Genomic DNA, 23,083 nt, shown 5'->3' with positions numbered 1-23,083 from the left:
TTACTGTGGGGTTATTTGAACGCTTTTTATCGGTGTGGGTTGCGCTGGCAATCGCGGTAGGGATTGTCGCCGGTTACACCGTACCCGATGTATTTAGTGTTGTTGCAAGCTTAGAATATGCACATGTAAATATTGTTATCGCTGTACTCATTTGGTTTATGATTTACCCAATGATGGTGCAAATTGACTTCTCCTCTATTAAAGATGTAGGCAAAAAGCCTAAAGGCTTAGTACTGACAGTCGTTATCAACTGGCTCATAAAACCCTTTACCATGGCCTTACTAGGGTGGTTATTTTTTAAAGGCATTTTTGCAGACTTTGTTGACCCACAAACGGCAACAGAATACATAGCCGGTATGATTTTATTAGGAGTAGCACCATGTACTGCAATGGTGTTTGTGTGGAGTCAATTAACAAAAGGCGATGCTAATTACACGTTAGTGCAGGTATCTATCAACGATATTATTATGATTTTTGCCTTTGCGCCCATCGCAGGTTTATTACTAGGGGTAACAGACATAACGGTACCGTGGGACACGTTATTACTCTCGGTGGTTTTGTATGTACTTATTCCATTAATAGCAGGCGCTATTACCCGCAAAAAGTTAGATAAGGGTGAAGATCACACACGGTTAAATCACTTTTTAAAGGTAATGAAACCGTATTCTATAATTGGCTTACTGGCAACGGTGGCACTTTTATTTGGTTTTCAGTCTCAAACATTAATAGATAACCCAGAAGCCATTGTATTGATTGCTATTCCGCTGCTTATTCAAACGTACGGTATTTTTGCAATAGCCTATATAGCCGCAAAAAAAATGGGCCTAGCTCATAATATTGCAGCTCCAGCTTGCATGATTGCAACTTCTAACTTTTTTGAACTCGCTGTTGCCGTAGCCATTTCATTATTTGGTTTACACTCTGGTGCTGCGCTTGCCACCGTTGTGGGCGTTCTTGTTGAAGTACCTGTTATGCTTAGCTTAGTTTATTTTGCTAATAAAACGCGTCATTGGTTTAACTAGGAGAGTGTCATGGTCGTTATTCATCATAACCCTGATTGTGGTACATCGCGCAATGTATTGCAGATTATTAAAGCCGCTGGCTATAACCCCACGGTTATTGAATACCTTAAAGAGGGCTGGACAAAACCTCAATTGTTAGCGTTATTTGCCGCAGCAAACTTAACACCAAAAACAGCGTTGAGAGTGAGTAAATCGCCTGCTGAAGAGCTAGGCTTGTTAAATGAAAATGTAACAGATGAAGCTATTTTAGAGGCCATGCTTGAGCACCCTATATTGGTTAATAGACCTATAGTGTGCACCGAAAAAGGGGTTAAGCTATGTCGCCCTAGTGAGCAAGTTTTAACGCTATTAGCGCAATGGCCTAAAGGCGAGCTATACAAAGAAGACGGCGAAATGATATTAAACGCGCAGGGCGAGCAACCCTAAAAGTAATAAACTATTTGCCAAAACCCCGTTTACACGGGGTTTTTTTGTTTAGCAAAATTATAAACATTTAAACTTGCTTTGCCTGCTTGTGCTAATGACTATTTTGAACAACACTTTAAATAGTCGCGTTGCCACAGAGAGCACTATGCATAAAGCCTTAATAAAAATTGCTGAGCAAAAAAAAATAATTTACTTAACCAGTTTCACGCTGGTGGTAATTATTTTTAATGTGCTTTTAAATGATACGCTCCATAAAAAAATTCATAAAAATGGTCAGCAGTTAACGCAGCAAATTTTTGAGCTGCAAATTAATGCCAATGCCGATAAAGAAATAGTGCAGGCATTGGTGCAAAGTAAGGGCTTTATGCTGGCTGCACACTCAAATGCCGAACACTTCAAATACTTAGTTGATATACAGCACGATGTATTTAGCTATAAAACGCTCAGCATAAGTTTATACCACTGGCCTGCCTGGGTGGAGCAAGCTTACTTATTTTTACTGTTAAATATCATTATATTAGGTGCCACTAGCTGGTGGGTTAGATGGTGGAAAGTATTAGTAACAAAACCGGCAGCGAACCCGCCATTGCCTTACAGCAAAACTAAAGCTGCAAAAAAACTTTCTACGCAAATCACCACATTAAACTGCGAAGTAAAGTCTATGTACGGTGTTAGTGCAGCGCGTCATAGCTTATTTGCCATAGTGAAATGTGATTGTGTGTTTGATGAAAATACCGATACCCAAGCAAGCTTTAAGGTATTGATAGCAAAATATTTTAAAGAGCTTCCTGCAGTATCAGTTAATGTATTTGATGCTAACAACCTTGCTATTACTTTAAATAATATCCCCGTAGCAAAGCTAGATACATACAGTGAAAGCCTACACGAATGCGTTTATCAAATTTGTAAGCGTTATCGAAGCACAGTAACGCGTAAAAACATAAAGGTTGGACTGTGCGATTATCGATATGCGACTGAGCAACCCGTTATTTTTAAACTCGCTAAGTCGGCCTTAGTATTTTCAGAAAAAAGCTTAATTCAGCACTGGCATAGGCTCGCGTTACAGCACGAGCAAGGGAACTTAATTTCAAGTAAGCAGGTTATTGAAAATATTAAAAAGAATAAATTTATCTTATTCTTTCAACCGTTATTTATGATCACCAGCGGCGATATTGTACAACATGAAGTGCTAATAAGAATTAGGCAGCAACCGCACGGTTTATTAGCTGCGCGTTACTTTATTAATCAAGACTTTAACAATCACCAAGCATTTGAGTTAGATAAAGCGGTGCTACTTCAAGTTAAAAAGCTTATTTTAGCTGAGCCTAGTGCTCTAACGGTGAGCGTTAATTTGCATATAAGTAATTGGTTTAACGAGCAGTTTTGGAGCTGGTTTGTCACCAATATGAAAGATTTTACGACAAAGCGAAAGTTACAGTTTGAAATTAGCGAAGCAGACTTTATTAAGTACCAAGCGCAACTAGCAGGCGCCTTTGAAAAACTGACAGCCCTACAAAGTTTGCTGGTGATTGATAATGTACAGAATGTGGAGCACATTAACCAAATTGCTTCTCAAAAATTAGTTAGCGGTATTAAACTAGGGTATCCGCTTGTTCATAATGTGGATGAAAAAACACAACAGCAAAAACAAGTTAAAAACATTGTGGCGCAAAGCAAGTTGCTCAATATACCTGTGTACGCGGTGGGTGTAGAAACCCAAAAAGAGCTACTTATGTTGGCTAAACTAGGGGTAGTTGCCGCACAAGGTTTTTACTTTTCTGAGCCCTTGCAAGAATACACACATGCCACGTTTTACTAAGGCCAGTTAATCCTTTTAAGCTAAGCGCAGCCAAAAGGGCCACTCTAGCAGTGGTTGTAGAGCTCACTAGGTTAACACTGTACCGTGGTTAAACTGGCCCTAAGTAAGCATGTTTTAATGCCCTGAGGTTGATAGCCCTAGATCAGGCCACGATATTTTAGCCCATTGAGCCCCTGTAAACCGCCTGTATGAATCGCCATTATATGACTACCAGCAGCAAAGTAATCTTGCTCGATAAGTTGCCATAGTGCATACATCATTTTACCGCTGTATATAGGCTCAAGAGGTAAGTTATGTTGCTGCTGCATGCGTTGGCAAAACTGCCATAAGTCATTACTAAATTTGCCATAACCGCCATCATGAAACTCAGTAAGTAGCTGCCAATTGGATTGCTGACCTGCTTTTTTACTGAGTGCTGTAATTTCATTATTCAAGTACTCGGCTTGTTTTAATACCGCAATTCCTAACAGCTGTGTGGCCTCATAGCTACCTTCAATTAAGCCTGCAAGAGTTCCTCCACTTCCTGTGGGACATACTAAGTAATCATGTTTTGGTAAGCTTTTAGCAAGCTCAGCACACCCAGGCAGGGCGTATGTATTACTTCCACCTTCTGGGATTATATAGGCTTGTGTAAAGCGTTCTTGCAACTGAGCTAAATAATCTGGGTCATGGCGCTGCTTATATTCAATACGAGTAACCGCATGTAAATCCATTGCACACTGTTTAGCAAATTGCAGGGTGGGGTTTTGAGAATCTAAGTGTGGCCCTCTAATTATGGCGTGGGTTTTTATATTAAATAGTTTACCCGCACCAGCACAGGCGTGAACATGATTAGAAAAAGCCCCCCCAAAGGTGAGGAGTTGTGTTTTATTAAGGGCTTGCATTTGCTGTAAATTATATTTTAGCTTACGCCATTTGTTACCACTTATTAGTGGGTGAAGTAAGTCATCTCTTTTTATACTTAACCGTAAGTTTCTCTTTTTAAGACAGTCGCTATCTATTTGTTGTATTGGACTTTCTTTTTCAATATTGAATAAATTAAGCATTATTTCTCGTGTTTAAACTTGCAAACTAAAAAACTTGTACGACACTTAGTTAATCTCTTATTAACAATAGTAGCTATATGAAAAAAAAGCTGTTTTCGTTGTTATCTTGGTTAAATCGCAGTTTAGACTCAAGCACAGCGATTGGTATTGCTACTTATGCAGATACAGTAAACGCGGTGTGTTTAAAAAAAAATCAAGGGCAGTGGTACGTACATAACTCACACAGTGTGAATGTAGAGGACCAAACGGATTATACAGTCGCTATTGCAACTTGCACAAATGAAGTTTGCGCTGAGGTGTGCCCAGTAAATTTAGTGGTTCCTCATTATTTTTATCAAATAGTGCAAATGGATAAGCCCATGCTGAGTGACGAAGAGATCATTCAATCCTTACCTTGGACAACAAAAGACTTAGTTGATATTCCACCAGAGAACATTGTTGCCGACTTTATCGATTACCCAATCGTTCTGCCTATGCAAAGCAGTAAAATGAATGTGTTTATTACTAATAAACTACAGTTAATGCCTTTTATTGATAGCTTTTCAAAAATAAAGCCTGTGCTCAGAGCAATGGCCTCAGAAGAAATGATCTTAGTAACCTTGTTTGGTGAAGATAAAAGCGCTCACATGCTTATAGTGCAACATGCAGGGCATGAGCCGCGTATTTTAATTATTCGTGATGGTCAGCTTTTATTAGCTAGGCGTTTAAACGGGTTTTTAGGCATTTCAGATAAAGAGCGCACACACGGTTTGGTTGAAGCCTTAGGGCTTGAGATCCAACGATCAATGGATTTTTTTGAAAGCCAACTAAAACAGCCTCCTATCAGAAGCATTCAGCTGCATTGCGATGATTTATCGTCTTTAACGTTAAGGGCGGGCCTTGCAGAATTTTTGCAAGTAAAGGTTGTTGATTTTAAACCTAATATAGATTTAGCACAGGATCTCGAACCCAGCTTTTATTACGCATTAGGCGCAGCGTACCAATTAACTGATCCGGATTCAGTGCTATGAAAACACGGATTAATTTTTACCAAAAAGCCATTAGGGTTAGGCGCGACCCCGTGCCCTTTAAAGGAATGCTGTTGCTGTGGCTAGGTACATTGTTAGTGGTTGCATTAACTTGGTTGTTTTATTTATACGAAGAGCACAATAGCCAGCAATTACTTACGCAAAGCCAAGCTTATCTAAAGCAAACGCAGCAGCAATTAAACGTGGTAAAGCAGCGATTAGCTGATAAACAAAATAAATCGCATTTGATAGATGAGCTAAAAGTACTGCAACAAGAAATTTTGCATAAACAGCAGGTGTTTGATTATTTAGAAAATACATCCATGCACACGAAAACGGATTATGCCGATGTAATGCGCGATTTGGCAGCGTACCACGAGCCGCAAATTTGGCTTGATCAGATAAAATTTGAAGGCCAAAAAGTAATGCTCAAAGGGCGTACTCAGCAAGCCAAATTTTTACCTATTTGGCTTGCTAATCTCAAGCATTCGAGCTTTTTCAAAGGGAAGGAGTTTTCAGTGCTGGAGCTGTCGAGCAGTGATGGCGTGAGCGAGTTTAATGTGGCTACAGAACTTAGTTCAAGTGAGGTAACACAATGAATGAGCAAAATGAAAATAAAGGCTGGCCATTATTTGTTAAATACCAAGCACAATTTGCGGCATTACAGCAGCGGGAAAAGTATTCTGTACTGTTTGTTGGCTTATTTCTTATTGTTTATTTAGGTTTATGGTTTGTGGTGTTTCCACAGCAAGATGCAGTAAATAGTTTACGCGTTGAACAAAATACATTGTGGCAAAAACTCAATCAAAATGAAGCACAGCTCTCTATGCTTACCCAGGCATTAGAGCATGACTACACAAAAGTACTTAGAAATCAGGTAGGGCAAACCCAGCGCGAGCTAGAAGATATAAATAATAAGTTAAGCACGTTTAGCCAAGGCTTTATTTCAGCAAACAAAGTACCTGCTGTATTAAAGGATTTATTAGTAAATACCCCCGATGTGCAAGTGGTTGGCTTTAGAGTAAACCCAGCAAAAGCAATTGATGTAGAAAAACTTGGTGAGCACGATACGCAAACCTTGTTTTTCGAACACCAAATGGTGGTTACTTTGCAGGGGCGTTATTTTAGCTTACAGCAGTATTTAGAAGGCCTTAAAGCTAGCCAACAAAAGTTGTTAATACAGCAGTTTAACTATCAGGTGCAAACATACCCTAATGCAGAGTTAACATTACAAATCGCAACGGTGAGTGCCAATGAAAAATTTATCGCTTTATAGTTTGAGTGTGTGTTGCGTGTGCTTTTTTTCTGTCAGTTCAGCTGAAATACTGCGCGATCCTACTCAGCCAAGCAATGCACCAATACTAAAAGGCGCTGCAGTTAGCAATGCAGCGCTGTCGTTACAGTCAATTATTAAAACCGAAAAGCAATACAAAGCGATTATTTCTAAGCAGGTGTATAAGCCAGGAGATGTAATAGGTGAATTTCGGGTGCTAACAATAAACGCCAATTCAGTGTTGTTAGCGAATGATGATAAGCAAATAAAATTAGAATTATACGACTATGAAATTAAAAAATAATATAACAAAGCCATGGCTTGCGCTTATTTTAATACCGCCTTTTTTAACGGCGTGCCATAGTTTTAAGCCCGGAAAAGAGATTCAGCCACACATAGCACAAGAGCTTGCTCCTATAAGCAACAATGCTAAAAGTGTTGCCCCGGTAGAGGTGAGTAGCGCGCTTACACAAAGCTTACTTTCGTCACTTAATAGCGAGCAAAGTTTAACAAATGAGTTAGCTGTAAAGCGTTTTGATGTAGCCGCAAAAGAGGTAGAAATAAGCTCATTTTTTAATGGATTAACTGCTGATACTCCATACAGCGTGGCAGTACACCCACAAGTGAGCGGAGTTATTTCTTTAAATTTAAAAAACGTAACGTTTGAAGAAGTTATAGCTGTTATTAAACGCATGTACCCGTTAGATATTGTCCAAGAAGGTCGTATTGTGCAGGTGTTACCAGCGGTCATGCGCACAGAAACTATACCGGTTAATTATTTAATGATGCAGCGCCATGGGCAATCAACGGTAAGTGTTGTTGCTGGTGGAGTGAGCCAGTTTTCACAAAACAACTCAAGTTCAAATTCAAGCTCAAACAGTAGTAATAATTCGAGCCAAAATAATCAGTTTGGCAGCGATAATCAAAATACCGAGCTAAATGGCTCTCGCATCCAAACAATTAACCAAAACGACTTTTGGAAGGAGCTTGAGCTTGCTCTTAAATCACTTATTGGTTCAAACGATGGTCGTTATGTGGTTGCCAGTCCACAGGCAAGCTTGGTTACGGTTAATGCATTACCAAGTGAAATAAACCAGTTAAAAGACTTTTTACGTCAAAGCCAAGAAAACCTTCAGCGACAAGTTATTCTTGAGGCTAAAATTGTCGAAATAACCTTAAAAGATGAATACCAACAAGGGGTTAACTGGGAGCGGATTTCTAGAGGGTTAGAAGGTGGGGTGTCGTTTGCAACAACAGCAGGCAGCATAGGTAATTCTATTTCAGCTACTTTAGGAGGGGTCTCCTCGTTAACGATTGAAAAAGGCGACTTTAGCGGCGTAATTAGCTTGCTTGAAACGCAGGGCGACCTGCAAATGCTTTCTAACCCGCGTGTAACTGCAACAAACAATCAAAAAGCCGTGATTAAAGTGGGGCAAGATGAGTACTTTGTTACTAACGTTTCGAGCACAACAGTAACGGGCACTTCAACGACTACGTCACCAGAAATAGATTTAACTCCGTTTTTTTCGGGAATTGCCTTAGATGTGACACCACAAATTGATAAATATGGCTCAGTTATTTTGCACGTTCACCCATCGGTAACCGAAACAGAAGAGCAGCTCAAGGTGATTACATTAGATGATCAGCGTTTTGAGTTGCCGCTTGCACAAAGTAATATTCGCGAATCTGATACGGTGATCCGCGCTCAAAGTGGTGAAATAGTCGTAATTGGTGGGTTAATGCAAACCACCACAGAAGATGAAGAGTCGAAAACACCTATTTTGGGCGATGTGCCAATATTAGGTAACTTGTTTAAAAGTATTAGTAAGCGCCAAGAGAAAAAAGAGCTCGTTATTTTAATCAAGCCAACGGTGGTGATGCCCGACACGTGGAAAAAGCAACAAGCTCACAGCCGCGCGCTTTTAAATACATGGTATGAGAACTAACTATGTATTTGAGCTTTTTTAATTTAAGTGAAATGCCTTTCACCTTAACCCCAAACACCGAGTTCTTTTGTGCACTTGAGCCGCACCACGAAGCGATGCAAGTACTTACCACAGCGCTAGAAATGGGGGAGGGATTTATAAAAGTAACAGGAGAAGTAGGGACAGGCAAAACCTTACTATGCAGAAAACTTTTAAATCAAATTGAAGAAGACTACTTTGTGGCTTATTTACCTAATTCTTATTTAAGCCCTGAAGAATTACGTTGGGCTATTGCTGTAGAACTTGGCATGGAGGTAGATAAAAGCCTAGATCAGCAATCGTTAAGTCAGCAAATAAACCATTACTTATTAGAGCTGCAAGAAGATAACGAACGGGTTGTATTACTGATAGATGAAGCGCAGTGCCTGAGTTGGGATACACTTGAAGCGCTTCGATTATTTACAAACCTAGAAACCGAAACCGAAAAGCTTATTCAGGTGGTGCTATTTGGCCAACCTGAATTAGATGAAAAACTTGCTAATAGTAAAGTGAGGCAACTACGCCAGCGGATCAGTTTTTCCTATTCATTGCGTGCAATGACCGCCAGTGAAGTTATTTATTATATTAATCACCGTTTACAGGTGGCAGGCTTTAATCAGTCACCACTATTTACTAATCGTTTAGGGTTAAAAATAGCGCGTGCGAGTCGAGGAATTCCCCGTTTGGTCAATATTTTATGCCATAAAGTTTTACTGCAGGCATACGGTGAAGGCCTTAAAAGAGTAACGCCGCGCCATATACATCTTGCCATTGCAGACACCGAAGATTGCAAAAAGCACCATGCTAACCATTACTGGGCTTACAGCTTATTAGCTATTAGTGTTTTTGTTATTGCAATTATGTGGGTATGGAGGCAATGGTTATGAGTGTTATTAATAACATGCTAAAAAATATCGACCAGCGCCAAACTGCACAGCGTAATCAGCAAAGTGGCGGGGTCGCTATTCCCCCTGTACGCGACTACCACGATGTATTATTTAAAGTGCTGAGTGTTTTATTAGCGATTGTACTAATTTTTACAGCCTACCTTTATTTACCTTTTGCACAGGTACCACAAGTGAGTAAGGACGCGGCTGAAAAAGCATATGCGGTTAATAATAACAGCCAGCCGATTGAAATTGCCCAAGCTAAAATTACCCCCGTAATTAAGCCCTTAAAACAATTAAGCGAAGAAAACACTGGCGCTAAAGCAGCTCATATTAATGCAGATACGCAAAAAGAGCTGGCGCAAGTACAAAGCAATAACACATTGCCTAATCAGGCAAAAGACGAAGTAATACAGCAACAAGCTACAGACAAAGCCGCGCTACTGAGCAAAAAAGCAAGCCCCACAGAAGCAAGCGCTAAAGTAGCCACTAGCACAGAAATAAATGCCCCAGTTGAAGCAAAAAGCAGTGCACCAGTACAAAGCATTACACAGGCTGATCAGCCGCCCACTGAAAATAAATTAGTAAAAACTGCTGGTGTTAAACAAAGCAAAGCCCAGCGCATAGCACAGCAATTAAAGCGTGCTAAACAAGCGTTGGAATTTGCTTTATATGATGATGCGATTAACGATTTAACCGCTATTTTACAAACACAACCTGAGCATATAGAAGCGCGTAATTTACTCGCGGCAACGTATTTTCAGCAACAAGATGTACTTATGGCTCAGCAGTTATTAGTTGCTGGCATAAAAATAAACCCTGAGGTTGTGCAGTGGCGTGTAATGCTCAGTAAAATTTTAATTATGCAACAAGAGTACGAAGGCGTGCTTAAACTGCTTATAGCCGAACTTGAGCCGCAAGCAAACTTGGAGTTTTGGGTATTAAAAGGTACTGCAGCACAAAATGCGCAGCAACATCAAATAGCGCTTGCGAGTTTTACACAGCTTACACAGCTTCAGCCTCAGCAGGCTAAGTGGTGGCTGGCGTTAGCTACTTCAAAAGATGCGTTGGGGGAATTTGCTGATGCAAAGCACCTTTATAAAGTTGCCCTAGATTTAGGCGGTTTAAATGCCGCAATGACGCAACATGCACTACAGCGCTTAGTCGCATTGAAGGAGGCTGTATGAGACCCAGTTTAAAAATGCGCTTAGGGGACTTACTCGTTCATGAGCAAATGATCACCGAAGCACAGCTAAGCGAAGCACTCAATGTGCAAGCTGCGTCAGGGCGAAAGTTAGGGGCTACATTAATTGCGCTTGAGTTTATAAGTGAGCCGCAATTATTGCGCTTTTTAGCTCAACAATTACAAATACCGTTTTTAGATATTTCGCAGCGCAAAATATCTTCAGATGTATCTAAATTACTTTCAGAAGTTTATGCCAGGCGCTACCGAGCATTAGTAATAGAAGATAACGGTGATTCTGTGTTAGTCGGAATGAGTGACCCCGCTGATTTGAGAGCATTGGATCAGTTAGCGCCAATGCTAGCCCCTAAGCGAATTGAGCTTGCTGTTGTGCAAGAAAGCCAGCTTATGGCAGCGTTTGATAATGTGTACCGCCGAACAGAAGATATTACTAACTTTGCTGAAAAGCTACACGAAGAATACGAAGACGTAGAAGAGTTTGATCTTAATTCCTTAGCAGATGAAACCTCTGACGCCACCGTAGTAAAACTACTGCAATCTATATTTGAAGATGCAGTACAAGTACGTGCCTCAGATATCCACATAGAACCCGATGAAAGGCTATTACGCATTCGCCAACGAGTTGATGGTGTATTGCAAGAGCACACATTAAACCAAGTAAAAATAGCCTCTGCTTTAGTACTTAGGCTAAAGCTTATGTCGGGGTTAGATATATCGGAGAAGCGGTTACCGCAAGATGGCCGTTTTAATATAAAAGTGCACGCGCACAGCATTGATGTACGTTTATCGACAATGCCAGTGCAATATGGCGAGTCAGTTGTGATGCGGTTGCTCGACCAATCTGCAGGGCTTTTATCGTTAGATGAAACGGGCATGCCGGTGCATATTTTAAAACGCCTGCGCAGCATTATAAAACGCCCTCATGGCATGGTGTTAGTGACAGGGCCTACCGGCTCAGGAAAAACGACCACCTTGTACGGCGCTTTAAGTGAACTTAACCAACAAGAAAGTAAAATTATTACCGTAGAAGATCCGGTTGAATACCGCATTGGGCGGGTAAATCAGGTGCAAATAAACAACAAAATAGGCTTAAATTTTGCCAGTGTATTAAGAACCACGTTACGCCAAGATCCCGATATTATTATGGTTGGCGAAATGCGTGACCAAGAAACCGTTGATATAGGCCTAAGGGCTGCATTAACAGGCCATTTAGTACTTTCTACGTTACATACCAACGATGCCATATCAAGCGCAATGCGCTTAATTGATATGGGAGCACCCGCTTATCTAGTTGCAAGCTCACTACGCGCTATTATTGCTCAGCGCTTAGTTAGGCGTATTTGCAATGAATGTAAAACACCGTATCACCCAGATAAACAAGAACAAAGCTGGCTTACCTATTTAGGCGAAGATATTAGCAGCACACAGTTTTGGCGAGGCCAAGGCTGCACAGCATGTAGCCATAGCGGCTACAAAGGCAGGGTGGGGATTTTTGAGCTGTTAGAAATGAACGACGCTATGATGGATGCCCTGCGTATTAACGACACACAGCGCTTTGCCGAAGCGGCTAAAAATAGCGCTAATTTTGCACCGCTTTCTTATATGGCTTTAACGTATGCAAAGCAAGGCATTACCTCGTTAGATGAGGTATTTAAAGTGGCTGAATATGTACCTGAAGTGGTAGGTGATGACGATGCAGCTTTATAGTTACAAAGCCAAAGACGCAAAAGGTGCGCTGGTTAAAGGGCGTGTTGAGGCAAATAATGAGGCCGGTGTTGCCGATAGCTTATTAAAGCGCCAGTACATACCTATTTCAATTTCGTTAGTTGAAACAAAAAACAATATAAAGTTATTCGATAACTTATTTAGCGAAAAAATAACCCTTGATGACATGATCATGTTTTCACGGCAAATGTATTCTTTACTTAAAGCCGGGATCCCCATTATTAGGGCAATGATAGGGCTTGCTGATACCACGCAAAATAAAGAGTTTAAAAGTGTGTTGCTTGAAGTAACACGCCAGCTCGAACAAGGCCGTGAACTATCTAGTGCGTTAGCTATACACAACAAGGTGTTTAGCCGCTTAACTATCTCTATGGTTAAAGTCGGAGAAGGCTCGGGACGATTAGAAGATGCGTTTTATCAACTGGCTATTTATTTTGAAAAAGAGCAAGAGACTCGTAAGCGCATAAAAGCCGCTATGCGTTACCCCACTTTTGTTATTTTGGCGCTTTTAGTTGCGATGATCATATTAAATATTTTTGTGATCCCAACCTTTGCCAGCATGTTCGAAAAGTTTGATGCAGAGCTGCCTTTAATGACCCAGATCCTCATTGGCACCAGTAACTTTTTTGTCAATTATTGGTGGCTGCTAGCGCTAATGTTAGTGGGTGGAGTCGTTGCATGGCGTCGGTATTTAAATACGTCGGCTGGGCGCTTTAAGTGGGATCACCACAAACTCAAAATTCCATTTGTAGGCGATATTTTAAAACGCACCTTACTTGGCCGTTATAGCCAAAGTTTAGCCATGGTGCTGCGCTCGGGCGTCCCTATGACGACAGGGCTGTCGTTAACGGCCCATGCAGTTGATAACAGCTACATGGAAAAAGCCATTATCACCATGCGTCAAGATATCGAAAAAGGCGACAGTTTGTTGCGGGCTTCACGAAGTAGCGAGCTATTTTCACAGTTGGTACTGCAAATGGTGGCAGTGGGTGAAGAAACTGGTCGCGTAGATGAGTTATTACAAGAAGCGGCTGATTTTTACGAACGAGAAGTCGATTACGATTTACGCAGTTTAACCGCAAAAATAGAGCCCATTTTGACGGTGTTTGTTGCCATTATGGTGCTTATTTTAGCTCTCGGTATTTTTATGCCTATGTGGAACATGATGTCGGCTATTAAAGGGTAGCCATTGTGACTAACTGTCATGTTCGTGCAACAGGTTTTTCGTTATTTGAGCTCGTTTTAGTAGTTGTTTTACTGGCAGTTATTATGGCTTTTGCTATACCTCAATACATAGGCATTAAAAATAAGGCACACAATGCGAGTGTGGATGTGGTGGCTGGTGGATTTGCCTCTGCGGTGTTGATGGTCAAAGGTCAGTGGGAATTATCGGGGCGTCCAAAGGGCGTCAATAATACAACACATATTAATTACGGAGGTGTGATTGTTGGTGTTGATGGAGAGAGAGGCACACCAACGGGTGATAAAACGACTAATACTGATACGCGGGCCAGCGCAATGACTGCACTGCAATGCCAAAAAGTATTAAGTGTAATTTTACAAGATGCGCCAACAAGCACATTAAGTACTGAGGTTTCTATAATAACCAAGGTGAGTTATTTAGTGCGTTATAACACTAAAAACAACCAGTGTATTTATTATTTAACTCATAATTTAAACACCAATAACCTACCTACTGATGGCGCCGTTATGGCTAAAAAAGTAGGGTTTTCGTACTTTCCAACAACAGGCAAAGTGCAAATTTTTAAAAACTAAGTAATTATAAAGAGGCTTACTTATGAAAACGCAGTCATTAAAACAACCAATGAATAAGCAAGCAGGTTTTACGCTTGTTGAACTAATAATTGTAATTGTAATTTTAGGTATTTTAGCGGTGACCGCTGCCCCTCGTTTTTTAAACCTTCAAGGTGATGCTAACGCTTCTACACTCGAAGGTTTACAAGGCTCAATTCGCAGTGGTATGAACATCGTTAATGGCAAATCTATTATCGCAAGTGACCACAAAAAAGCGAGTGCAACGGTTACTGTTGATACCGGCGATGCAGTAGCTACAGTGTATGGCTACCCTGCAGCGACAGAAGCAGCTTTTGAAGCTTTTTTAGATGTCGACTTTGCGGATGGTAGCGCTGATGCTGATGGCACTGCTGACACTGTTGACTCAAAAGACTTTAATATAGATGCAACCACCACAGCGGGTACCGCTGTTATTTATCCTAATAGTTATGTGCAAACTGATGACTGTCGTATTGAGTATACACAAGCAGCAGATGCAAACGGCGGTACGGCGCCAGTTTCTGTTACGCCTCCTACTGTTACGCTTATTACGAGTGGGTGTTAATTTACATAAATGAATAGCAGTAGTAATCAACGATTGCGTGGCTTCACACTGGTTGAATTAATTATTACTTTAGTTATTTTGGGCATACTGTCGGTAACGGCAGTGCCCAAGTTGCTAGGAAGTTCAACAGAGCAAGCATACTCATACAGAGATAGGGTATTAAACGCCCTACGCACAGTACAATTACGCGCGATGCAAAATACTGCAACAAGCAGCTGCCATAAACTGTATATTTCACCTACCTTGGTTGCGGGGCCAGAGCCAGAAACCTGTACTGGCGGCCCAAGTACCAATAATAGCGAGTATTTAGTTGTTGCTATCAATACCGAGCGCAGCGACGTACGATTTAATGCCTTAGATAGCAATGCTAATGTGTTTACGCAAATTAACTTTGACCCACTTGGGCGAGCAGATCAAAATTGCACAGTACAATGTAAAATTGACCTGGGTCTAGCTGCGGTGTGCATTAGCGGTGAAGGGCTTATTTATGCCTGCCCCTAAAATACAATCAGGTTTTACCTTAATTGAGCTGATTATTGGCATTGTAATGTTTGCTATTGCGCTAAGTATTATTACAGCGCTTATAGCACCTCAAGCAAAACAAAGTGCCAAGCCTATTGTCGCACTAAGGGCCTCAGAGCTTGGGCAAGCATTAATGAACGAAATATTAGCTAAATCATTTGATGAACATAGCGAGCGCACGCCACCATTTAGGCGCTGTTCCGAAACAAGCTTAGGGGCCCAGCCTTGTAGTACTCATTCTGAGCTTGGTGCTGATAGCAGTGAAGCACGGGCTGATTTTAACGATGTTGATGATTATATTGCGCTCACAGGGCAGCCTATTAGTGATAGTTTAGGGAATACATTAGCGCAATACAGCGACTTTTCACTGGTTGTGAACGTGCAATACGACAGCGACCTAAACGAGGCAACCAATAACGATGGCGTTGCCTTTAAACGAATTACCATTGAAGTAACCTCACCCTTGGGGCAAGTGTACGGCTTTAGTGCATATAAAGGTAATTACTAATGAATAGAGCAAAGCAAAAGCGTGGCTTTACCTTAGTTGAGCTATTACTTGTTATGGTAATTATTGGCATTTTAGCCGTAGCGTCATTTTCGTTTATTAGCGCTGGATTTAATATTTACAGCCAAGGTGTGAAACGCCAAGAAGCGGTGGCGCAAAGTCGCTTTGTTTTAAACCGATTAAGTAAAGAGCTTCGCCACGCAACCCCTAACTCACTGCGCTTAAATTGTGATAACGCCAGCAATGGAGCGTGTAGCACGCAGCAATGTTTAGAATTTACGCCGTTTTTATCTGCCACTCATTATACCGATTACTTACCCACTAGTGCCCCTTTTGAGATTACCGCCGTGAATTTTGCGCTTAATAATTTAACTGAGCCACAAATAAACGATTGGGCAAGTATTTATCCATTAAATAGCAGCGATATATACGATGAAAGTCAAAACAAGCGTTTACAAGTTAGCGGCTACAGCGCCGTTACAAGTGAGCTAGATACATGGCAATTTAGCAAAGCATTTGCTCAAGAGTCACCGAGTAAGCGTCTTTATTTATTAGAGCAGCCCGTTAGCTTTTGTGTAGAAGGTAATTCACTGTATCGCTATAGCAACTACGGCTTTACTACAAACCAATTAAACGCCGCCAGCTTACAGGTTAGCTCGGGCGTTAAACGCGATTTAATGAGTAATTATATTGCCAATAACTTAACGAGCAGAGCCTTTTTTACGTTAAGTGAGATTTCGCTACAGCGCAGCGCGGTTGTTAATGTGTTTGCGCAAATGGGGTTTAACGACACTGAACAAATAAGTATTAGCCATGAGGTGCATGTGCCTAATGTCCCCTAATATAAAAAACATCACGTTTGCTAAAAAGCAGCAAGGTAATTTGCTCATAATTACGTTGGTGATCATTGTCACTTTGCTGGCACTAGGGCTGGCGCTTTCTAAAGTGTTATCGGGTGCGGCGCAGCAAAATACCATTGAGTATTACGGCGCGCGCGCTTACATGGCAGCCCAAAGCGGATTAGAAACCGGCTTAAGCGAAATTTTTGCACTAAATAGCACTGCGCAAACATGCAGTGCAGTAACCACCAGTAGGAATTTTAGCAGCCTCTATCTAGCCAATTGTGAGGTTGAACTGAGCTGTAGTGAATACATAGCCTTACCCGATAGCAGCACCCGCTCTGGCACTGTTAATATTTACTACTTACAAAGCTCTGCAACGTGCGCCGCCAATGATTGTGCTGCCGGTGCAGCCTGTCAAAAGGAATATTGGCAAACCCAACGTACTCTAAGTGTGGAGGCTAAAACATTACCATGAGCAAATATACCCTCTGTATTTTATGTTTAATAAGTTTGCTACTAAGCCGATGCGCTATGGCTGTACCGCCTAAAATTGAAGGGCGATTTATAGAGCTACAAGACACGTACACTTCACCCATATGGACAAAAATAAATTTTCAGCAGCAATACATAACCCCTCCTGCGGTATTTATGTTGTCCACTAATCAAGGCGGTAACCCCGCTATAGTGAGAATACGCAATGTAACAACCACAGGGTTTGAAGCATTGCCACTTGAGCCATCAGGAGAAGATGGCGAGCATATAACCATGGGCGCGCACTATTTAGCGGTAGAATATGGTGTGCATGAATTTCCTGATGGGACCATTATGGAAGTGGGGAACACCGACTTACGCCTTGAGCTACAATACGGTGATAAGTCGGGGTTTGCACCTATCACACCTAAAGGTTACAAATCACTGACTTTTAATAAACCGTTTGCGGTAAGGCCTAACTTTTTTCATTCGTTACAAACACTAAATAGTTTAGATAGTAACCCGCCGTCTCAAGCGCTTGTGCCTTTTTTAACCATTGCAGTGCAAAGTGGTTCTTTATCTACAAGCGGGGTAAATATAGCGTTAGAGGCCTCAGAAACCGCATTAGGTGTTATTCAAACTGAAACGGTGGCCTACATGGCTGTAGAGCCTGGCAGTAATCGCACCTTTACCGATGACAATGGGGTAGAAGTGTCCTGGGAGACCTTTTTTACAGGGTTCGAAGTTGATGGTTGGAATGATGGATGTAACTACTTTAATTTTAACAATAACTTTAGTGAAGCACCGCTGGTGGTGGCAAGTAAAAATTCCCGACTTGAAGAAGACGGTGGGTGGCTGCGCAGCTGTAATTTAAGAGCGGATCGGTTAGGGCTGGTGGTTGATGAAGACCGTGATGGCGACAGAGAGCGTAACCACGTAAAAGAAGAAGCCTCTATATTGGCCATGACCAGTACGTTTGTATTTAATGGTGATATTTTAGATTGCGATACTTTATTTCCTGGCGCTATTTCTACCTACAATGATGGACAAGTGCAGCTTGTTCAAGGTGTGGAAATAACCGATAGCAATGCACAATTTATCACCACCACTAATTTAATATCAACTGCACTCACCAACCCACCTTTGTGTAATGGCCAAGGCTGTGTAGCCACTGGGTATAACTCCCTTGAGCCAAATCAAGCTGCGCAAGTACCCACGGTCACAAACGATGGAAGCTCTACCGGTGATGTGCCTGTATCGTTAGCTGGCGATTATTTTTATGACGAACTAGCACTTAACTTATTGGAAGATGAGTACAAGGTAACAGCGCCCACCCGTATCTTTTTAAAAGATACATCGTCGCTAATTTCTAGCGCATTTTTGAACATAGGCAAAACGAATATTGTGGTTGAGGAAGGAGCGTATTTAGCTATATATGTCGATGGCGATGTAGCCATTGCGGCTGATGCAAATATTGCTGCATACATTGTCGCAACGGGGGAGGTAAGAATTGCCCAAAATGTCACATACCAGGGCTCTATAACCGCTGCAACACAAGTAATAACCGAGGGCAGCTCTACGTTTGATGCGTTAACAGTGCCAGAGAGTATTCCTGGGTTTTGCGGTATTTTTACGCCGGTTTTGCTTGATCACTACCGCATATCATTAAGTGATAACCAAGGTTTAACCTGCCAAGCAAAAGAAATGACATTAACCGCCTGTGCAAACGATGCATGTGATTTACTGTACGATGAGCCTTCCGCACTTGATCTGTCTCCAGATAACAGTGGCCAGCAAAGCTGGGTAAGCGGTGAAAATATTACCTTTACAGGCTCTGCCACAGTAGCGCTTGCAAAGCGTACCACAGGGACCGTCACGCTTGGCTATAATACCGCCGACCCATCTGCACCGCTGCGTTGTTATATTAATGGTAGTAACGTAGGGCTGGGCGGGTGCAAAGTGGTTTTTTCTGATGCAGGGTTTATTTTTAATAACGACACAGCCAATACAGCGAGTATCCCCACTCAATTATCTGGTAAACCCTCTAGCGAGGGTTTTAATGCCGCCAAGCTATCCATTCAAGCGGTTAAAACAAATACTACAACAGGCGTATGCGAAGCCGCATTCCCTGCAGGTGGTCAAGTTGATTTAGATTTAGCTTATACCTGCAGTGCCGGCGCTACGTGTTCAGATCCAATACAACTTAGTAATAATGCGAATACGTATAGCGTGCAGCAAGCATATCAAACTTTTTCGCTCACCTTTGATCAAGACTCAAAAGCCCCTATTGCTATTAACTACCCTAATGCCGCTAAATTAAGTTTAAATGCACGGGCAACAATTGTATTAGACCCAGTAACTAATTTATCAGTAAGCTTAACCGGCAGCTCTAACGAATATGTAGTTAAGCCCTTTGGATTAGCGATGCAAGTTGCAAGTGACGGCTATGCCCAAACAGCAAGCGATAGTTTATTTAGATTAACGGGTGAGTCATTTGATTTAAAAATGAATGCAGTACAGTGGCGCGCAGGGCAAGACAATAACAACGATGGGATACCTGATAACTATAGCGCTATTCATAGTAATCCCATTGCCAAACACTTCATTAGCGAGTCTCCTTTAGTAACACATAGCTTAGTATTACCCAGCTCTGGTAATGAGGGGCAAATTGAAGCGCTAAATACCCTTGCCTTTACAGATACGGGAAGCTTAAGTGAATCCATATCGCAGTACGCTTATGACCAAGTGGGTATTATAAACGTATTTGCGGGTTTACAAGATGGCGATTATTTTGGTGTGGGCGATGTAAAAGGGCAGCTAAACAACGTAGGGCGGTTTGCTCCATCGCACTATCAAGTATTAGGTGTTCAAGCTGCTGCGCAATGTACACAGTTAGGCAGTAATTTAACCTATTTAGATCAGCCCTTTGAGCTTGGTTTTACGGTACAAGCACTTAATCATAACAATCAGCTAATGGCTAATTACAAACAAGGCTTTGAAAAAGCCCAAGTACAAATAAATGCCGAAAACAATCAAGCTGGTAATTATGTACCAGCAACAACGCTAACCAGCAGGTTAGCCAATATAAGCAGCAACAGTTGGAACACTCTAGCCGATGGACAGTGGCAAATGAGTGACAGCACAGCCATGTTAACGCGCTTGGCTATAAATAACCCCGACGGCCCATTTACTATGGTTAACCTTATGGCCACCGTCACTAACACAGAAGGCGCTATGTTAATTGATGCTAACGATGAGCCGAGTACGCAAGTAAGCTGCAGCACTGATTGCAATAGCGTGCGTTTAAATGATGTGCCAATAGACTTTCGCTTTGGACGCTTAGTGCTAGGCAACAATGCCGGCTCAGATTTAGACTCATTACGTGTGCCAATGCAGGCTCAGTACTTTAATGGAACAGGCTTTGTATTAAATACCGAAGATAACTGCAGTGTATTTGAGTATCCGCAGTTATCCCAAATATCGCCTTCAACGCCAATATTAAGCTATGAGTATGGTGCAGGTGCAGCGGGTTCATTAGAGGCAGGCAGCTACCCTACAAACAATGCTATTTATGCAATACCAAATGGCAGTGGTACATTTACATTAGAATACGAAACAGAAAATTGGTTAAAGTGGGATTGGCTTGGTGATAATTCACAGCAAGATCCCCATGCTATTTTGCAATTTGGTCGCTTTAGAGGAAATGATCGGGTTATTTACTGGCGTGAAACAAGAGAATAGTTGTAAACTAAGATAATAATTGAACAAAGCTTGTGTTTTGTGCTTCAAGTACATAGCATAAGGCATTGGGTGTATTGATTTTTGATGGTTGAAAAATGTTCAGCTTTCAAAAGTGAGTACACTCTAATAAACAATAATAACGACCAAATAATTGCCGCTTTTTGGGACTGGAATATATGCGAATTGCTCCTTTATCTCTGTTAATTTCCGCTAGTTTGTTAGCTAGTAGTGCATTTGCACAAGACACAGCAACAGTAACCGGAATTGAATCAGAGATTAGTATTAAACAAACAGAATACGATAACTCGACACAAATACTTGAAAAACACTTAAAAGAAGAAAGTCAGTTACAAAACCAACTTGAACTACTTCGTTCTCGCTCTACAGAGCTTGATAAAGAGAAAAACCAAGCACTTGATGCGATGAACGAAATGTATCGCCGCTTAATTGACGATCCTACGCTTGATATTAGTGCTGCCCAATCGCGCTATCAAAAAGCCGTGGTTGATCATAAGCAAAATAAAGACGACATCTCAATGCAGTTGGCGGCAATTGCATCTCATCGTAAAGATATAGAGCAAATTCGTGTTGCAAAACATACGCTTTTAAACACCTTAGAAAGCTTAAAAGAGCAATTAACTACAGCCCGAGTAGAGCGTTTACGTAATGAGTTTACCCGCGAAGGTACACTTGAAGTAAACCACACAATTAACTGTAAGCGTACCGAAACGCTCGCAGCTTGTGAGCAACGCGGCCAGCAAATGGGTTTACAAAAAGCCACTAAGCGCTTTGTTGATCAAATATTTGCTAATTTAACAGAAGAGCGAATTGTTGAACCAAAACGCAACATGGCAGGCGCACAAGTACAAATTTTAAGTAGCCATGTAGTTAACAGTGCATTTAGCGGACAAGGCAATTACAACGTTAACTTAAGCGTAACCATGCGCGGCGAAGTAAACAGCAGCCGCCTATGTAACTTATTAAACGTAGATAACCGTTATTGTTCTGAATATGGCTCGCCACTCGCGACAGCGTATCAGCCTGGTTACGGTACAACCTACTCTGATAGTCAGTTAACATTCAGCAACGCCGCGGATAATACCGACACTGTGTCTGTATCGCGAATGAACAATCAGCCAGTGCGCGATTATTCAGTGAAAGCTGCACCTACAAAAAAAAACTATCCATCAATTATAAATAAAGAGAAAAATCAGCAAGTTGAGCTGACTTTACGTTCAAATGTTTACGATGATGAAGTGTTTATTGATGGGGTGAGCTTTGGCTCTACGCGTTTAGTTACGCGTTTACCGCGTGGTGTGCATAACGTAGAAATACGTAAATTAGGTTATAAGCCTTACAAAGTAAGAGTTGATTTAACTAAAGCACAGACTATTCATGCTAACTTAGTAAAAAAGTCTGAGTCGATTGCTGCACCGGCTTACACTCGCGAGCAACCAAAACCTGTAAGTCGTACAGCAAGCACTAATCGCTCTGCTGATGTACAAAATAATGTTGTAGTTGTGCCCGCCGGTAAATTTAAGATGGGCGATATTAACGGCAATGGTTTAGCAAATGAACGCCCGGTTATTGAAAAAGTGATAGCCAGCTCATTTGCTATGCAAACCAAAGAGGTTACCGTAGGTGCCTATGAAGCGTTTGTAGCAAGTACTGGGTATAAAACACAAGCAGAGCAAAGCAAAGGGTGTGCTTATTATTTAAATGGCGAACCCGTATGGGAAGCTAATTTAAACTGGCGTAACCCAGGTTTTGAGCAAAGCAGCGATTTTCCTGCTGTGTGTTTAACATTTAACGACGCGAAAGCGTATGCCGAATGGCTCTCTGGCGAAACCGGCCAGCAGTACCGTTTACCTAATGAAGTTGAATGGGAATACGCCGCTCGCGCAGGTACAGAAACAGAATACCCTTGGGGTAACGAAATAGGTAAAAATTTAGCTAACTGTGGTTGGTGTGGTAGCGAATGGTCAAACAAACGTGCAGCACCGGTGGGTTCTTTTTCTCCTAACGCATTTGGATTATACGACACCGTAGGCAATGTGTGGGAATGGACAGCTAAAGAGTCGGGCGAATCTGATGTTGCAGTAAGAGGCGGGGCGTGGAACTTTGCACCAAGCCTTGCACGTGCTTCAACACGATTAATTTTAGCGCCAGATTTTAGATCTAACTACATTGGCTTTCGCTTAGTCCGCGAACGATAGCATTTAACCAAGGAAGCCTAGCTTCCTTTTTTCACAAATTAACAAAGGTAGTTG

21 protein-coding genes are annotated in these 23,083 nt (G+C 41.6%); 20 read left to right on the top strand and 1 reads right to left on the bottom strand.

From position 1 onward, the window contains the following. Positions 1–5: 5 nt before the first annotated feature. The 3 genes from arsB (at position 6) to PSH48_RS10410 (ending at position 3,267) form a co-directional block, all read left to right on the top strand. On the top strand, positions 6–1,022 hold the full coding sequence (gene arsB, locus PSH48_RS10420) for an ACR3 family arsenite efflux transporter (protein WP_029773089.1): 1,017 nt from the start codon (positions 6–8) through the stop codon (positions 1,020–1,022). Between the two features lie 9 nt (positions 1,023–1,031). Beyond that, positions 1,032–1,448: an arsenate reductase (glutaredoxin) gene (gene arsC, locus PSH48_RS10415; protein ID WP_054982914.1), complete on the top strand. Its 417-nt coding sequence runs from the start codon at positions 1,032–1,034 to the stop codon at positions 1,446–1,448. A gap of 145 nt (positions 1,449–1,593) precedes the next feature. Next, positions 1,594–3,267 carry an EAL domain-containing protein gene (locus PSH48_RS10410; RefSeq protein WP_273611521.1) on the top strand — a complete coding sequence of 558 codons (1,674 nt, stop codon included), beginning with the start codon at positions 1,594–1,596 and terminating at the stop codon, positions 3,265–3,267. Positions 3,268–3,404: 137 nt separating this feature from the next. Here the strand turns inward: PSH48_RS10410 and PSH48_RS10405 are convergent, their stop codons facing one another. Then, positions 3,405–4,313, bottom strand: a complete 909-nt coding sequence (locus PSH48_RS10405; protein WP_273611520.1) for a 1-aminocyclopropane-1-carboxylate deaminase/D-cysteine desulfhydrase — start codon at positions 4,311–4,313, stop codon at positions 3,405–3,407. A 77-nt stretch (positions 4,314–4,390) separates the two neighbouring features. On the opposite strand from PSH48_RS10405, the gene PSH48_RS10400 reads away from it, so the two are divergent. From PSH48_RS10400 to PSH48_RS10320, 17 genes are all read left to right on the top strand, one after another. Next, positions 4,391–5,323: an MSHA biogenesis protein MshI gene (locus PSH48_RS10400; RefSeq protein WP_273611519.1), complete on the top strand. Its 933-nt coding sequence runs from the start codon at positions 4,391–4,393 to the stop codon at positions 5,321–5,323. Further along, on the top strand, positions 5,320–5,919 hold the full coding sequence (locus tag PSH48_RS10395; RefSeq protein WP_064386229.1) for a PilN domain-containing protein: 600 nt from the start codon (positions 5,320–5,322) through the stop codon (positions 5,917–5,919). The genes PSH48_RS10400 and PSH48_RS10395 overlap by 4 nt, the downstream gene beginning before the upstream one ends. Continuing rightward, positions 5,916–6,596: a hypothetical protein gene (locus PSH48_RS10390; RefSeq protein ID WP_024032505.1), complete on the top strand. Its 681-nt coding sequence runs from the start codon at positions 5,916–5,918 to the stop codon at positions 6,594–6,596. Before PSH48_RS10395 ends, PSH48_RS10390 begins: the two co-directional genes overlap by 4 nt. After that, positions 6,574–6,897, top strand: a complete 324-nt coding sequence (locus PSH48_RS10385) for an agglutinin biogenesis protein MshK (protein WP_138576997.1) — start codon at positions 6,574–6,576, stop codon at positions 6,895–6,897. The genes PSH48_RS10390 and PSH48_RS10385 overlap by 23 nt, the downstream gene beginning before the upstream one ends. Next, the gene (gene mshL, locus PSH48_RS10380; RefSeq protein WP_273605490.1) at positions 6,881–8,539 is read left to right on the top strand and encodes a pilus (MSHA type) biogenesis protein MshL; all 1,659 of its coding nucleotides are present in this window, start codon (positions 6,881–6,883) and stop codon (positions 8,537–8,539) included. Before PSH48_RS10385 ends, mshL begins: the two co-directional genes overlap by 17 nt. A gap of 2 nt (positions 8,540–8,541) precedes the next feature. Further along, positions 8,542–9,444, top strand: a complete 903-nt coding sequence (locus PSH48_RS10375; protein WP_273611518.1) for an ExeA family protein — start codon at positions 8,542–8,544, stop codon at positions 9,442–9,444. Continuing rightward, positions 9,441–10,631: a tetratricopeptide repeat protein gene (locus tag PSH48_RS10370; protein WP_273611517.1), complete on the top strand. Its 1,191-nt coding sequence runs from the start codon at positions 9,441–9,443 to the stop codon at positions 10,629–10,631. Before PSH48_RS10375 ends, PSH48_RS10370 begins: the two co-directional genes overlap by 4 nt. Then, the gene (locus tag PSH48_RS10365) at positions 10,628–12,355 is read left to right on the top strand and encodes a GspE/PulE family protein (RefSeq protein ID WP_273611516.1); all 1,728 of its coding nucleotides are present in this window, start codon (positions 10,628–10,630) and stop codon (positions 12,353–12,355) included. The genes PSH48_RS10370 and PSH48_RS10365 overlap by 4 nt, the downstream gene beginning before the upstream one ends. Further along, a complete protein-coding gene (locus tag PSH48_RS10360) occupies positions 12,342–13,559 on the top strand; it encodes a type II secretion system F family protein (RefSeq protein ID WP_096041080.1) in 1,218 nt (405 codons plus the stop codon). Before PSH48_RS10365 ends, PSH48_RS10360 begins: the two co-directional genes overlap by 14 nt. A gap of 5 nt (positions 13,560–13,564) precedes the next feature. Further along, positions 13,565–14,149, top strand: a complete 585-nt coding sequence (locus PSH48_RS10355; protein WP_273611515.1) for an agglutinin biogenesis protein MshB — start codon at positions 13,565–13,567, stop codon at positions 14,147–14,149. Positions 14,150–14,171: 22 nt separating this feature from the next. After that, the gene (locus PSH48_RS10350; RefSeq protein WP_273611514.1) at positions 14,172–14,732 is read left to right on the top strand and encodes a prepilin-type N-terminal cleavage/methylation domain-containing protein; all 561 of its coding nucleotides are present in this window, start codon (positions 14,172–14,174) and stop codon (positions 14,730–14,732) included. A gap of 9 nt (positions 14,733–14,741) precedes the next feature. Further along, on the top strand, positions 14,742–15,233 hold the full coding sequence (locus PSH48_RS10345; RefSeq protein WP_121636902.1) for a type IV pilin protein: 492 nt from the start codon (positions 14,742–14,744) through the stop codon (positions 15,231–15,233). Next, entirely contained in the window at positions 15,220–15,762 is a 543-nt protein-coding gene (locus tag PSH48_RS10340) for a type IV pilus modification PilV family protein (RefSeq protein WP_273611513.1), read from the top strand. The genes PSH48_RS10345 and PSH48_RS10340 overlap by 14 nt, the downstream gene beginning before the upstream one ends. Then, a complete protein-coding gene (locus tag PSH48_RS10335; protein WP_273611512.1) occupies positions 15,762–16,601 on the top strand; it encodes a PulJ/GspJ family protein in 840 nt (279 codons plus the stop codon). Before PSH48_RS10340 ends, PSH48_RS10335 begins: the two co-directional genes overlap by 1 nt. After that, positions 16,591–17,076: an agglutinin biogenesis protein MshP gene (locus PSH48_RS10330; protein WP_273611511.1), complete on the top strand. Its 486-nt coding sequence runs from the start codon at positions 16,591–16,593 to the stop codon at positions 17,074–17,076. Before PSH48_RS10335 ends, PSH48_RS10330 begins: the two co-directional genes overlap by 11 nt. 56 nt (positions 17,077–17,132) lie before the next feature. Then, positions 17,133–20,813: an H-type lectin domain-containing protein gene (locus PSH48_RS10325; protein WP_273611510.1), complete on the top strand. Its 3,681-nt coding sequence runs from the start codon at positions 17,133–17,135 to the stop codon at positions 20,811–20,813. 176 nt (positions 20,814–20,989) lie between these two features. After that, on the top strand, positions 20,990–23,029 hold the full coding sequence (locus tag PSH48_RS10320) for an SUMF1/EgtB/PvdO family nonheme iron enzyme (RefSeq protein WP_004585755.1): 2,040 nt from the start codon (positions 20,990–20,992) through the stop codon (positions 23,027–23,029). Positions 23,030–23,083: the final 54 nt, after the last annotated feature.

The organism is Pseudoalteromonas sp. Angola-4 (assembly GCF_028599265.1).
Taxonomy (GTDB): Bacteria; Pseudomonadota; Gammaproteobacteria; order Enterobacterales; family Alteromonadaceae; genus Pseudoalteromonas; species Pseudoalteromonas atlantica.
This window is presented reverse-complemented; position numbering and strand designations above follow the sequence as displayed.

Bases quoted from the DNA above. Each gene is read 5' to 3' on its own strand.
- PSH48_RS10400 (WP_273611519.1), top strand. From the start codon at position 4,391: ATGAAAAAAAAGCTGTTTTCGTTGTTATCTTGGTTAAATCGCAGTTTA.
- PSH48_RS10360 (WP_096041080.1), top strand. From the start codon at position 12,342: ATGCAGCTTTATAGTTACAAAGCCAAAGACGCAAAAGGTGCGCTGGTT.
- PSH48_RS10345 (WP_121636902.1), top strand. From the start codon at position 14,742: ATGAATAGCAGTAGTAATCAACGATTGCGTGGCTTCACACTGGTTGAA.
- arsC (WP_054982914.1), top strand. From the start codon at position 1,032: ATGGTCGTTATTCATCATAACCCTGATTGTGGTACATCGCGCAATGTA.
- PSH48_RS10385 (WP_138576997.1), top strand. From the start codon at position 6,574: ATGAAAAATTTATCGCTTTATAGTTTGAGTGTGTGTTGCGTGTGCTTT.
- PSH48_RS10320 (WP_004585755.1), top strand. From the start codon at position 20,990: ATGCGAATTGCTCCTTTATCTCTGTTAATTTCCGCTAGTTTGTTAGCT.
- PSH48_RS10335 (WP_273611512.1), top strand. From the start codon at position 15,762: ATGAATAGAGCAAAGCAAAAGCGTGGCTTTACCTTAGTTGAGCTATTA.
- PSH48_RS10330 (WP_273611511.1), top strand. From the start codon at position 16,591: ATGTCCCCTAATATAAAAAACATCACGTTTGCTAAAAAGCAGCAAGGT.
- PSH48_RS10395 (WP_064386229.1), top strand. From the start codon at position 5,320: ATGAAAACACGGATTAATTTTTACCAAAAAGCCATTAGGGTTAGGCGC.
- PSH48_RS10405 (WP_273611520.1), bottom strand. From the start codon at position 4,313: ATGCTTAATTTATTCAATATTGAAAAAGAAAGTCCAATACAACAAATA.
- PSH48_RS10350 (WP_273611514.1), top strand. From the start codon at position 14,172: ATGAAAACGCAGTCATTAAAACAACCAATGAATAAGCAAGCAGGTTTT.
- PSH48_RS10325 (WP_273611510.1), top strand. From the start codon at position 17,133: ATGGCTGTACCGCCTAAAATTGAAGGGCGATTTATAGAGCTACAAGAC.
- PSH48_RS10390 (WP_024032505.1), top strand. From the start codon at position 5,916: ATGAATGAGCAAAATGAAAATAAAGGCTGGCCATTATTTGTTAAATAC.
- PSH48_RS10375 (WP_273611518.1), top strand. From the start codon at position 8,542: ATGTATTTGAGCTTTTTTAATTTAAGTGAAATGCCTTTCACCTTAACC.
- PSH48_RS10410 (WP_273611521.1), top strand. From the start codon at position 1,594: ATGCATAAAGCCTTAATAAAAATTGCTGAGCAAAAAAAAATAATTTAC.
- PSH48_RS10365 (WP_273611516.1), top strand. From the start codon at position 10,628: ATGAGACCCAGTTTAAAAATGCGCTTAGGGGACTTACTCGTTCATGAG.
- PSH48_RS10340 (WP_273611513.1), top strand. From the start codon at position 15,220: ATGCCTGCCCCTAAAATACAATCAGGTTTTACCTTAATTGAGCTGATT.
- mshL (WP_273605490.1), top strand. From the start codon at position 6,881: ATGAAATTAAAAAATAATATAACAAAGCCATGGCTTGCGCTTATTTTA.
- PSH48_RS10370 (WP_273611517.1), top strand. From the start codon at position 9,441: ATGAGTGTTATTAATAACATGCTAAAAAATATCGACCAGCGCCAAACT.